This is a genomic window from Collimonas sp. PA-H2 (assembly GCF_002564105.1).
Classification (GTDB): Bacteria; Pseudomonadota; Gammaproteobacteria; order Burkholderiales; family Burkholderiaceae_D; genus Collimonas.
Map to the genome: position 1 here is coordinate 4,752,187 of NZ_PDBX01000001.1, position 12,068 is coordinate 4,764,254.

9 protein-coding genes are annotated in these 12,068 nt (G+C 59.3%); 5 read left to right on the forward strand and 4 right to left on the reverse strand.

Annotated elements, in window-relative coordinates; translation table 11 throughout:
• The first annotated feature begins 19 nt into the window (after nt 1-19).
• The 4 genes from BCF11_RS21850 to BCF11_RS21865 all read left to right on the forward strand — a co-directional run bounded on the left by BCF11_RS21850 (nt 20) and on the right by BCF11_RS21865 (nt 3,980).
• Complete coding sequence (locus BCF11_RS21850) at nt 20-898, forward strand: DMT family transporter (protein WP_098496607.1); 879 nt, start codon at nt 20-22, stop codon at nt 896-898.
• 186 nt (nt 899-1,084) lie between these two features.
• Nucleotides 1,085-1,543 carry a RidA family protein gene (locus BCF11_RS21855; protein WP_038488171.1) on the forward strand — a complete coding sequence of 153 codons (459 nt, stop codon included), beginning with the start codon at nt 1,085-1,087 and terminating at the stop codon, nt 1,541-1,543.
• Between the two features lie 164 nt (nt 1,544-1,707).
• The gene (locus BCF11_RS21860) at nt 1,708-2,901 is read left to right on the forward strand and encodes a PLP-dependent aminotransferase family protein (RefSeq protein WP_098496608.1); all 1,194 of its coding nucleotides are present in this window, start codon (nt 1,708-1,710) and stop codon (nt 2,899-2,901) included.
• A 50-nt stretch (nt 2,902-2,951) separates the two neighbouring features.
• Entirely contained in the window at nt 2,952-3,980 is a 1,029-nt protein-coding gene (locus BCF11_RS21865; protein WP_098497639.1) for a low specificity L-threonine aldolase, read from the forward strand.
• Between the two features lie 159 nt (nt 3,981-4,139).
• Here BCF11_RS21865 and parC read toward each other — a convergent pair whose 3' ends face one another.
• From parC to BCF11_RS21880, 3 genes are all read right to left on the reverse strand, one after another.
• Nucleotides 4,140-6,461: a DNA topoisomerase IV subunit A gene (gene parC / locus BCF11_RS21870; protein ID WP_098496609.1), complete on the reverse strand. Its 2,322-nt coding sequence runs from the start codon at nt 6,459-6,461 to the stop codon at nt 4,140-4,142.
• 37 nt (nt 6,462-6,498) lie between these two features.
• Nucleotides 6,499-7,359 carry a lytic transglycosylase domain-containing protein gene (locus BCF11_RS21875; RefSeq protein ID WP_098496610.1) on the reverse strand — a complete coding sequence of 287 codons (861 nt, stop codon included), beginning with the start codon at nt 7,357-7,359 and terminating at the stop codon, nt 6,499-6,501.
• 321 nt (nt 7,360-7,680) lie between these two features.
• Nucleotides 7,681-9,669 carry a DNA topoisomerase IV subunit B gene (locus tag BCF11_RS21880; RefSeq protein ID WP_098496611.1) on the reverse strand — a complete coding sequence of 663 codons (1,989 nt, stop codon included), beginning with the start codon at nt 9,667-9,669 and terminating at the stop codon, nt 7,681-7,683.
• Between the two features lie 338 nt (nt 9,670-10,007).
• Here BCF11_RS21880 and BCF11_RS21885 point away from each other — a divergent pair, with 338 nt between their 5' ends.
• Nucleotides 10,008-10,853 (forward strand): PleD family two-component system response regulator, encoded by an 846-nt coding sequence (locus tag BCF11_RS21885; protein WP_098496612.1) that lies wholly within the window; start codon nt 10,008-10,010, stop codon nt 10,851-10,853.
• 44 nt (nt 10,854-10,897) lie between these two features.
• Here the strand turns inward: BCF11_RS21885 and BCF11_RS21890 are convergent, their stop codons facing one another.
• On the reverse strand, nt 10,898-12,067 hold the full coding sequence (locus BCF11_RS21890) for a VWA domain-containing protein (RefSeq protein WP_098496613.1): 1,170 nt from the start codon (nt 12,065-12,067) through the stop codon (nt 10,898-10,900).
• Nucleotide 12,068 lies beyond the last annotated feature (1 nt).

Below are 12,068 nucleotides of genomic sequence, written 5' to 3' on the forward strand. Positions count from 1 at the left end.
ATAATGGAAGACTGGCGACATGACAGATGAATCGAAGGGCATGTGGCTGGGGCTGGCCGGGGTGGCGATATTCAGCCTGACCTTGCCGTTCACGCGGATGGCAGTGGCCGAGCTGAATCCGGTGCTGGTCGCCTTCGGTCGGGCGGTGGTAGCGGCCTTATGTTCGATACCGCTGCTGTGGAAGCTGAAGGCCGCCCGGCCGCGCGGCGCGCAATGGAAAGCGCTGGCGCTGACGGCGCTCGGCGTGGTGGTCGGCTTTCCTTTGTTCTCTTCGGTGGCGATGCGCTACGTGCCGGCTTCGCACGGCGCCATCGTGCTCGGCATCTTGCCTCTGGCGACCGCGATGTTCGGCGCATTGCGCTTTGGCGAGCGGCCATCGGCCGATTTCTGGATCGCAGCCTTGGCGGGTAGCGGCATTGTTATTGTTTTTGCACTCAGTCAAGGTGGCGGCGGCCTGCAGTTGGCTGACCTGGCGCTGTTGGCGGCCGTAGTGGCCGCCGCCATGGGTTATGCCGAAGGCGGGCGCCTGTCGCAAACCATGGGCGGCCAGCAGGTGATCGCCTGGGCCTTGCTGCTGTCGTTGCCCGTCCTGCTGCCGATCACCGTCTGGCTGGGCTGGCGCTACGGCGTGAACGCCTCGCCCAGGGCCTGGCTCGGCTTTGCCTACGTCTCGCTATTCTCCATGTTTATCGGCTTCTTCTTCTGGTACAAGGGGCTGGCCCTGGGTGGCATCGCTCGTGTTGGTCAGGTGCAACTATTGCAGCCGTTTATGACCCTGCTGGGAGCTGCTCTGCTGCTGGGAGAGGCTCTGGTAGCCAGCAACATGTTGTTTGCCCTGGCAGTGCTGGTGGTCGTTGGCTTTGGCCGCAAAACGGCGGTACGGCGTCAGCCGGCCTGATATTCCCGCAAAAATAGGATGGCAAAATATAACGCCGCACTGGTCGCCAACTCGGCGCTGGGGTGAGATAATTGTTGGCTTCCCGGGCCTGGAAGAATGGCCATGGCCCGGCGTTATCCCATTTACCCTGTCATTGCTGCTGGCGTCACAAGCGTTGGCAAATGATTATATTTTTCGGAGTATCTGATGTCTGTATATGAAAAGTTGCAAGCCCTGAATATCACTTTGCCTGCGGTCGCTGCGCCTGCGGCTGCCTATGTGATGTATGCCCAAAGCGGCAATACGGTCTACCTGTCCGGCCATCTGTCCAAGAAAGACGGCAAGATCTGGGTCGGGCAGCTCGGCAAGGACATCACGACCGAAGAAGCCAAGCAAGCCGCACGCGGCATTGCGGTTGACCTGATCGCTACCTTGCAAGCCGCTTGCGGCGGCGATCTGTTGCGCGTCAAACGGGTCGTCAAGCTGATGAGCCTGGTGAATTCGACGCCTGACTTTACGGAGCAGCATCTGGTCACCAACGGTGCCTCCGAACTGATCGGCGAAGTGTTTGGCGAGCAGGGCAAGCATGCCCGTTCCGCATTCGGTGTGGCACAGCTGCCGTTGGGCGCCTGCGTAGAAATCGAAATGATTGCTGAAATCGAATAAACCTCGCAGTTCTGGTAGCGCTAACCGCATTTACCGCTACCGGCCCAGGAGACGGCAGATCATAAAAACCTTGAGCTGTTGCGAATCGGATCCGGCTATGACAGTTCACAAGTCGCGGCGATCGACAGCAGCCTTTTAAAATAAGATCACTTGAAGAGAATTGTATGAAAATCGAAAACCCAACCCCGCTGCAATGGCGTTTCTCGGAACGTGCACAGAAGCTGCAAAGCTCGGCTATCCGTGAAATCCTCAAGATCACCATGCGTCCGGAAATCATTTCCTTCGCCGGTGGCCTGCCGTCGCCGGCGACTTTCCCGGTCGAGCGCCTGAAGATCGCTTTCGACAAGGTGTTGTCGAATCAGGGCAAGGTCGCGCTGCAATACGGGCCGACCGACGGTTATGGTCCGTTGCGCGAGTGGGTGGCTAATTCACTGTCGACCGACGGCGCCAAGATCATGGCCAACCAGGTCATGATGACCTCCGGTTCGCAGCAAGGCCTGGACCTGCTAGGCAAGGTGCTGATCGACGAAGGCAGCAAAGTGCTGGTTGAAACCCCAAGCTACCTGGGCGCCTTGCAGGCGTTTTCGCTGTACGGTCCGGAATTCGTTTCGCTGCCTAGCGATGACGGCGGCTTGATCCCGGAAAGCGTAGCGACCCTGGGGCAAGACGCGCGCATGCTGTACGCCTTGCCGAATTTCCAGAATCCTACCGGCCGCACCTTGTCGGTCGAGCGCCGCCAGGCCTTGGTGAATATCTGCGCCCAGCTCGGCTTGCCGCTGATCGAAGACGATCCCTACGGCGCCCTCAGCTATCGCGCCGAGCCGCTGCCGAAGATGCTCAGCATGAATCCGGGCGGCGTGATCTACATGGGCTCCTTCTCCAAGATCCTGACGCCAGGCATACGCCTCGGTTACGTCGTCGCTCCGCGCGCGTTGATCGAGAAGATGGAACAGGCCAAGCAAGCCACCGATCTGCACACTTCGCAGCTGACGCAGATGGTGGTGTACGAAACCATCAAGGACGGTTTCCTCGACCAGCATATCCCGACCATCCGCAAGCTGTATTCGGACCAGTGCGACGCCATGCTGGATGCGTTGCAAACCTATTTCCCGAGCGGCGTCAGCTGGACCCGGCCGGAAGGCGGCATGTTCATCTGGGTGACCCTGCCTAAGCATATCGACAGCACCAAGCTGCTGGCGGAAGCAGTGGAGCAGCACGTGGCCTTCGTGCCGGGCGGCCCGTTCTATGGCAATACGCCGGAACAGCATACCCTGCGCCTGAGCTTCGTCACCGTGCCGCCAGCCAAGATCCGCGACGGCATCGAGAAACTGGGCAAGCTGATTGCTTCGAAACTCTAGGAACCCGATTGCCTATGGAACCGCTCGTGTCGTCGTCTTTGCAGCCGTCTTTGCAGCATTTTGCCTCCGATAACCAGGCCGGCATCTGCCCCGAAGCGCTTGAATATCTGCTCAAGAGCAACGGTAGCGGCCACGAGCCTTCATATGGCGACGACAGCTGGACCCAGCGCGTATGCGACCGCATGCGCGATCTGTTCCAGACCGATTGCGACGTCTTCTTCGTGTTCAACGGCACTGCCGCCAACTCGCTGGCGCTGGCGTCCTTGTGCCAGTCTTATCACTCAGTGATCTGCCATGAGCTGGCGCATATCGAAACCGATGAATGCGGCGGCCCTGAGTTCTTTTCCAACGGCTCGAAGCTGCTGACGGCCAAGGGCGAAAACGGCAAGCTGACGCCGGATGCGATCGAGGCGCTGGTGACCAAGCGCGCCGATATCCACTATCCGCGGCCGAAAGTGGTCAGCATTACGCAATCGACTGAAGTCGGCACCGTCTACACGGTTGAAGAAGTGCGCGCCATCGCCGCGATCGCCAAGCGCCGCCAGCTGCGGGTGCATATGGACGGCGCGCGTTTTGCCAATGCCGTGGCATCCCTCGATGTGCATCCCTCAGAAATCACCTGGCGCGCCGGCGTCGACGTGCTGTGCTTCGGCGGCACCAAGAACGGTTTGCCGGTGGGCGAGGTGGTGGTGTTCTTCGATAAGAAGCTGGCCGAGGATTTCGCCTATCGCGTCAAGCAGGCCGGCCAGCTGGCTTCCAAGATGCGGTTCATATCCGCACCGTGGCTGGGCTTGCTCGACAACGACGTCTGGCTGCGGAATGCGCGCCATGCCAACGCCATGGCCGCGCTGCTGCACCAGCGTTTGCTGGATATCGCCGGAATAAAAGTGCTGTTTGCACCGCAGGCGAATGCCGTCTTTGCCGAGCTGCCGGATCACGCCGCCAAGGCCATGCGGGCGCGCGGCTGGAAGTTCTATCAGTTCATCGGCGCCGGCGGCTGCCGCCTGATGTGCGCCTGGGACACGCAGCAAGAGACGGTAGAGCGGTTTGCCGCTGAACTGCGCAGCTTGTGCGTCTGAGTATCTAATCCAAATCTCGATATCACGCACAAATAAAATGGGGTCAGAGTCGAATTTAATAATTCGACTCTGACCCCATTTTATTCTCTGACCCCATTTTATTCTGACCCCATTTTATTTGTGTGGCAGCCTGAAATCGGCTGCCTTGTCAGGATTGGGCTATGGCGCCACTGGCGTGAGGGTTGCCGGTTTCAGTTTCGACTCCAGCATTTTCCCTTTGCGCGCCCGCTTGCCGATGTGCGGCGCCAGACCCGATGCCGACAATGCTACCTGCTGGGCTTTGCCGCCGCGGCCGACGCCGGTTACCAGTACGCCGCGCTGGCTGATCGGCTGTGCCGCCAGTAGTTTTTCGTTGGCCTCCAGCTCCATCAGGATCACGCCGCGGCCGCCGTTGCTGAGCGACTTGCATTCATCCAGCCCGAACACCAGTAAACGGCCTTTTTCCGACAGGCAGGCGATCGCGCTGGCCGTACTGCCCAGCGCTTGCGGCGGCAGCGGGAGATCACCTTCGTCCAGCGTGACGTAGGCTTTGCCGGCTTTGACCCGGCTCAGCATGTCGCCGAGCTTGGCGGTGAAGCCGTAACCGCCGGCGCTAGCCAGCAGCAAAACGGTGTCCAGCGGACCGGCGAAGTAGTGCAGGATGCTGCTGCCGTTGGCGAGGTCGATCAGGGTAGTGATCGGGACGCCGTCGCCGCGTGCATTAGGCAAGGTCGCCACCGACACCGAATAGATGCGGCCGTTGGAACCGAAGGTCAGCAGATTGTCGACGGTGCGGCATTCGAATGCGCCGTACAAGGCGTCGCCGGCCTTGAAGCCGAACTGGCCGGCGTCATGGCCATGGCCGGTGCGTGCTCGTACCCAGCCCTTTTGCGAAATGATGACGGTCACCGGCTCGTCGATAATCTTGGTTTCCACCACCGCCTTTTCGGCGGCCTCGATCAGGGTGCGGCGGGCATCGCCGAACTGTTTCTGGTCGCCTTCGATTTCCTTGATGATCAGGCGCTTCATCGATGCCGGATTGTCGAGCAGGTCTTGCAGCGTGGCTTTTTCGCTGCGCAGTTCGGCCAGCTCTTGCTGGATCTTGATCGACTCCAGGCGCGCCAGCTGGCGCAGGCGGATTTCAAGGATGTCTTCAGCCTGGCGGTCGGACAGGTTGAAGGCGGCGATCAGCGCCGGCTTCGGCTCATCCGATTCGCGGATCAGCTTGATCACCTTGTCGATATTCAGCAGGATCGCTTCGCGGCCCTCCAGGATATGGATACGGTCGTCGATCTTCTGCAGCTTGAATTGCGAGCGCCGCGTTACAGTAGTGAAGCGGAAGCTGATCCACTCGCGCAAGATCATGCCCAGACCCTTCTGGCGCGGCCGGCCATCGCCGCCTATCATCACCAGGTTGATCGAGGCGCTGCTCTCTAGCGACGTGTGCGCCAACAGCATGTTGGTGAATTCGGTCTGGTCCAGGTTCTTCGATTTCGGTTCAAACACCAGCCGTACCGGCGCGTCACGGCCCGATTCGTCGCGCACCGTATCCAGCACCGACAGGATGGAAGTCTTGAGTGCGATCTGGTCCGGCGTCAGGGTTTTTTTGCCGAGCTTGATTTTCGGATTGGTCAGTTCCTCGATTTCTTCCAGGATCTTTTGCGACGACGCGCCCGGCGGCAATTCGGTGACGACTGCCTGCCACTGGCCGCGCGCCAAGTCTTCGATTTTCCAGGTGGCGCGCACTTTCAGGCTGCCGCGGCCGCTTTCGTACATCTCGGAAATCGCCGTCGCAGAGGTGATGATCTGGCCGCCGCCCGGAAAGTCCGGGCCTGGGATGATTAGCATCAGTTCGGCGTGATTCAGTGCCGGATTGCGGATCAGGGCAACCGCCGCCTTGGCAACTTCCTGCAAATTGTGCGATGGAATTTCAGTGGCCAAGCCCACCGCAATACCGGAGGCGCCGTTCAGCAGGACGAAGGGCAGGCGTGCCGGCAGCAGTTTCGGTTCTTCGGTGGAGCCGTCGTAGTTAGGCTGGAAATCGACCGTGCCCATGTCGATTTCTTCCAGCAGCAGCCGGGCGATCGGCGTCAGGCGGGCTTCGGTGTAACGCATTGCCGCAGCGCCGTCGCCATCGCGCGAGCCGAAATTACCCTGGCCGTCGACCAGCGGGTAGCGCAGCGAGAAGTCCTGGGTCATGCGCACCAGCGCGTCATAGACTGACTGGTCGCCATGCGGATGCAGCTTACCCAGCACGTCACCCACCACCAGCGCCGACTTGCGCGGCTTGGCGGCGGCGTTCAGGCCGAGTTCGCTCATCGCGTACAGGATGCGGCGCTGAACCGGTTTCTGGCCGTCGGAGACGTCCGGCAAGGCGCGGCCCTTGACTACCGAAATGGCGTAGTCGAGATAGGCGCGCTCGGCAAAGGTGGCAAGGGTTAAAGATTCAGCGTCCGGAGTTGGTGCATCTGGTGCGGCAAACAGATCGTTTTGGTCGGTCATGGAGAGTCGTAAATGATTCGGGCTATTATTCGGGCAGTTATTCGATTAAAGGGGTTGTCGCCGCCGGCAGTGCCGCGGCTGGCTGAATCAGGCCGGCAACCGGCGCCGGCGCGATGTCGGCCGGCATGCTGCGGCGGCCGGGAATCACCAGCTGGATACGTTTCAGGCCGTTGCCGCCATTGCCGCCCGATTTGGCCAGGGCTGGCTGGTACAGCTGATAAAACTGCCGCACCAGCTGCACGTAATTGCGAGTTTCCGGATAGGGCGGCACCTGGTTTTTGTACTTTTGCACCGCGCCTTCGCCGGCGTTATAAGAGGCGATGACCAGCTCCTGCTGGGCCGGATAGAGCTTGAGCAGGTCGCGCAGATAGCGCGCGCCCAGGCGGATATTGGTGCGTGGATCGGTGAGTTTCTGCTCAATCGGCTTTTTCTTGTCGCCGGTCAGGCCGTAGCGTTCGGCGGTAGCCGGCATGATCTGCATCAGGCCGATTGCGCCCTTGGGAGATACGGCGCCGGGGTTGAATCCAGACTCGGCTGCCATCACCGCCTTCAGCAAGGCGGGATCGAGCGCAAACTCTTGCGCTGCCTGGTTCACCAGCGGTTCGTATTTTTTCAGATTGGGATGCTGTGACAGATAGCGGAACAGAGCGCTGTCGCGCACCGCCGGATTGAGCGGCTTCTGGCTCTTGCTGGTGAACTGGGAGGAATCGAAAGCGCCGTCGCCGTGCATGAATAGCTGATAGCGCTCATCCAGTTTTTCAGTTGAAAAATGGCCCATGCCCTCGGCATCGATATAGCCGAAGATATCCGCGCGCGCACTGGTGACCGTGGTCAGCAGTGCGCACGTCAGCAAAGTGGCTGCGAGGAGTCGGCCCAAACAATGGCGAAGCAGATTCATCTATTACTGCTGGCCAAGCTTCGGGCGTATGGCATTACGGCGTTTCATTAAAAGCAATATCCTTTGTGTTGGCAAGTTCAAGTGTGAACTGCGGTCAAACTCACGCGCATGGACAAGGTGGCTGCCCATGCTGCTGCAGGGACGCGACTACATGGAAGATCGGTTGAGCGCTGGCGACCCGGTGTGCCGGGTCATGGCTAATGAATCTCAAAACAGTGCTCATGATAATACGTTTCGCCGTTACGGATGGCTGACGGTAAAATTGTTACTAATTTTGCCATCCCCTGACATCCGTAATCCGTAGCTTATCTTGGGCCGTACTCAGATATCTGCCTCGGCCTCATTCCCGTGTTCTTCAATCCAGGCGCGCCGGGCTGCCGCTTCGCCTTTGCCCATCAGCATGTTGAAGCGGTTTTCCGATGCTTCCAGGTCGAAATTGCCGAGCGAAACCGGCAGCAGGCGGCGGGTATCCGGATTCATTGTGGTTTCCCACAGCTGCTCGGCGTTCATCTCGCCCAGGCCTTTGAAGCGCGAGATCGACCAGGCCGTGTCCTTGACGCCATCCTTGCGCAATTTATCTTCGATGGCTTCCAGTTCGCCGTCATCCAGGGCGTAGATCTTTTGCGCCGGCTTCTTGCCGCGTGCCGGGGCATCGACCCGGTACAGCGGCGGCCGCGCGATGCAAATGTTGCCGCGGTCGATCAATTGCGGGAAATGGCGGAAGAACAGGGTCAGCAGCAGCACCTGGATGTGTGAGCCGTCGACATCCGCATCTGATAGGATGCAGATCTTGCCGTAGCGCAGACCGCTGAAATCGATGGTGTCGGTTTTGCCGTGCGGGTCGACGCCGATGGCGACGGCGATGTCGTGGATTTCATTATTGGCGAACAAGCGGTCGCGTTCGGTTTCCCAAGAGTTGAGGACCTTGCCGCGTAAAGGCAGGATCGCCTGGAATTCCTTGTCGCGGCCCATTTTCGCCGAGCCGCCGGCGGAATCGCCCTCAACCAGGAACAGTTCATTGCGGGTGATATCGCTGGATTCGCAATCGGTCAGTTTGCCTGGCAACACGGCGACGCCGGAAGATTTCTTCTTTTCGACTTTTTGCGCTGAGCGCAGGCGGTTCTGAGCCTGTTTGATGACCAGGTCGGCCAGCTTCTTGCCGTACTCAACGTGCTGGTTCAGCCACAGTTCCAGCGCCGGCCGGGTATAGGTCGAGACCAGCCGCACTGCATCGCGAGAATTCAGGCGTTCCTTGATCTGGCCCTGGAACTGCGGGTCCAGCACCTTGGCCGACAAGACAAAGGAGACGCGCGCAAACACGTCTTCCGGCAACAGCTTGACGCCCTTGGGCAGCAGCGAGTGCATTTCGACGAAGCTCTTGACGGCGCCGAACAAGCCTTCGCGCAAGCCCGATTCATGGGTGCCGCCGGCCGAGGTAGGGATCAGGTTGACATAGGATTCGCGCACGATGGCGCCGTCTTCGGTCCAGGCCACCACCCATGCCGCGCCTTCGCCCTCGGCGAATCCTTCGGCGTCGGCATTGGCGTATTGCTCGCCTTCGAACAGCGGGATCAGCGGCTCGGCATTCGAGGATTGCGCCAGCGATTCCATCAGGTAGCCGCGCAAGCCCTGGTCGTATTGCCAGGTCTGGCTGTCGCCTGTCTTGGCGTTCAGCAGCGTCACCTTGACGCCGGGCAGCAGCACTGCCTTGGAGCGCAGCAGGCGCTGCAGTTCTGGTTGCGAGATGGCCGGCGAATCGAAGTATTTAGGATTCGGCCAGGCGGTGACGCGGGTGCCGGATTTCTTGTCGTCGCGGCCGAGCGGGCGCGACTTGAGCTTCTCAATCACGTCGCCATCGGCAAATACCATGTGATGCACGCCCGCTTCGCGCCACACCGTAATTTCCAAGCGCGAGGAGAGGGCGTTGGTGACCGAGACGCCGACGCCATGCAGGCCGCCGGAAAAGGAGTAGGCGCCGCCGCTGCCCTTGTCGAACTTGCCGCCGGCGTGCAGGCGGGTGAACACGATTTCCACCGTCGGCACTTTTTCTTCCGGATGCATGCCGACCGGGATGCCCCGGCCGTCATCCTCGACGCTGACGCTGCCGTCGGCATTCAGGGTCACCAGGATATTCTTGCAATATCCGCCGAGCGCTTCGTCCGAGGCATTGTCGATCACTTCCTGAATGATATGCAGCGGATTTTCGGTGCGGGTGTACATGCCCGGGCGTTGCTTGACCGGCTCCAGGCCCTTCAGTACACGGATCGATGATTCGCTGTAGTCAGATTGCGGTGATTTTTTGGTTGCCATTCAGTCGGTTCAGGTAAATGTGAAATATTGTTAATTTGCAACTAAATTCGGAATTGCTGGTTAATATCCTGACCGCATTCTAATGAAAAAGCAGCCAGGGTGGGCACAATGTGCGCTTGCAATAAACGTATGAGTGGTCCGGCATGGGAGTTGCATGCTGTCGTGCACCATCCCGCGGCAACCAGATAGAGGTCTCGTGCCTGGGTTTAGCGCCAATTTTGTTGGGATCTGGCAATAAGATGTTGTTGTTTTTGCACAGTATGTTGATAAAAATAAAAGCTAAATAAAGACGCTGCTATGATGGTTTGTCGTGATTCGCGCAACAGGGGCATACAAAAATGAAAAATCATAACGCACCATTCGCCATTCGTTTCATCGGATTTTCTGCGCGCGAAATTAATATTTTCGATGCCACATTCTCGGTCGAGCAAAATCGCCAGAAGCAGTATTTTCGCTTATTCGCCGACAGCTTGCAGGAGCCGGACCTGTACCTGGTCAATTCCGACGATCTGAAAGCGCTGGCGATGCTGGCCGACATGGAACCGAACAATCTACGGCCGGCGCTGCTGGTCGGCACGCCGCATGTGGATCTGCCGTTTTCCAATGTCGAGCGGCCGATCCGCTGGCTCAAGCTGTTCGATGCGCTGGACACCCTGATGGAGCGGCGCCTGATCATGCTGGCCAAGCAGAATCCCGCCGATGCCGCGCTGGTGAACAACGTGCCTGAGCGGCGCCGGCGCGAACGGCTCGACCTCGACCTGACCGATCCGCAGGAATACGAGCGCATGCGCAACAAGGCGCCGCAAAGCGACCGCATCCTGGTGATCGATAATCAATCGACCTTTCGCGACGATCTGGCGATGGCCATGGCGCATCACGTGGTGCCGGTGGAGTGGGCCGGCAGCCTGGATGCCGCGGCGGAGGTTTACACGCGGCTCAGCATTTCCGTAGTGCTGATCAACCCCAGGCTGGCGCAGATCGATCCCTACGAGCTGTGCAGCACGATCAAGCGTCAGCATGAGAATACGCGGATAGCCGTGGTTTTTCTGAGCGATAAAGACTTCGCCTACGATCAGGCGCGGGCCAGCCAGGCCGGTTGCGACGGCTTTCTTGATCGCCACCTGGAACAGCCGCAAATCTTGCTGGCGCTGGGCAAGTTCCTGTCGATGCGGGACAGGGTTTAAGAGCCGGCACAAGGAAAACCGCCGGCACGGCGATTTTCATCTGCTCATTTGCTTAACAGGCGCATGCCGCGTTCCAGGCCGTCCATGGTCACCGGAAACATGCGGTTGCTCATCAACTGCCGGATCACTTCCACCGACTGCCGGTATTGCCACAAGCCTTCAGGCTCGGGATTGAGCCAGATGAACTTGGGGAAGGCCCGGGTAAAGCGCTGCAGCCATTCGGCGCCGGCTTCCTCGTTGTTGTATTCGACCGAGCCGCCGGGTTGCAGGATTTCGTAAGGACTCATGGTGGCGTCGCCGACAAAGATCAGCTTGGTGTCCGGCGTGTACTTGCGCAAGATGTCCCAGGTCGGGAAACGTTCGGCATGGCGGCGCTGATTGTTTTTCCACACGTAGTCATAAACGCAATTGTGGAAATAGAAGAATTCCATGTTCTTGAATTCGGTCTTGGCCGCGCTGAACAATTCTTCGGTGCGGGCGATATGGTCGTCCATGGTGCCGCCGACATCCAGCAGCATCAGCACCTTGATGTTGTTCTTGCGCTCCGGCCGCATCTTGATGTCGAGGTAGCCGGCGTTGTTGGCGGTGGCGCGGATGGTGTCGTCCAGCGCCAGTTCTTCGGCGATGCCTTCGCGCGCAAACTTGCGCAGGCGGCGCAGGGCGACCTTGATGTTGCGCGTGCCCAGTTCGCGCTCATCGTCATAGTCGCGATAGGCGCGCGCATCCCACACCTTGACCGCGGTGCGGTTGCCGCCGCTGCCGCCGATGCGGATCCCTTCGGGATTGCTGCCGCCGTGGCCGAATGGCGATGTGCCGCCGGTGCCTATCCATTTGTTGCCGCCTTCGTGCCGGCCTTTTTGCTCTTCCAATAATTCTTTCAGGAGCTCCATCAGCTTGTCGTAGCCGAATTTTTCCAGCTGCGCCAGCTGTTCCGGCGACAATTCGCGCTTCATGCGTTGCATCAGCCAGTCCAGTGGGATTTCGGCGTTCTTTTCAAAGATGGTCTGGATGCCTTTGAAATAACGGCCGAAAGCCTGGTCGAACTTGTCGAAGTGGGCCTCGTCCTTGACCAGCGTGGTGCGCGCCAGATAATAGAAATTATCCAGCGTCGGTGAAATGACCTTCTTTTGCAGTGCTTCCAGAAGGATCAGGAATTCCTTGATCGACACCGGGATTCTGGCGTCTTTCAAGGTGAAGAAGAAATCGATCAGCATG

Excerpts from the sequence above, each read along its gene's own strand:
- BCF11_RS21850 (WP_098496607.1), top strand. The coding sequence starts at position 20 with ATGACAGATGAATCGAAGGGCATGTGGCTGGGGCTGGCCGGGGTGGCG.
- BCF11_RS21855 (WP_038488171.1), top strand. The coding sequence starts at position 1,085 with ATGTCTGTATATGAAAAGTTGCAAGCCCTGAATATCACTTTGCCTGCG.
- BCF11_RS21885 (WP_098496612.1), top strand. The coding sequence starts at position 10,008 with ATGAAAAATCATAACGCACCATTCGCCATTCGTTTCATCGGATTTTCT.
- parC (WP_098496609.1), bottom strand. The coding sequence starts at position 6,461 with ATGACCGACCAAAACGATCTGTTTGCCGCACCAGATGCACCAACTCCG.
- BCF11_RS21880 (WP_098496611.1), bottom strand. The coding sequence starts at position 9,669 with ATGGCAACCAAAAAATCACCGCAATCTGACTACAGCGAATCATCGATC.
- BCF11_RS21890 (WP_098496613.1), bottom strand. The coding sequence starts at position 12,067 with ATGCTGATCGATTTCTTCTTCACCTTGAAAGACGCCAGAATCCCGGTG.
- BCF11_RS21875 (WP_098496610.1), bottom strand. The coding sequence starts at position 7,359 with ATGAATCTGCTTCGCCATTGTTTGGGCCGACTCCTCGCAGCCACTTTG.
- BCF11_RS21860 (WP_098496608.1), top strand. The coding sequence starts at position 1,708 with ATGAAAATCGAAAACCCAACCCCGCTGCAATGGCGTTTCTCGGAACGT.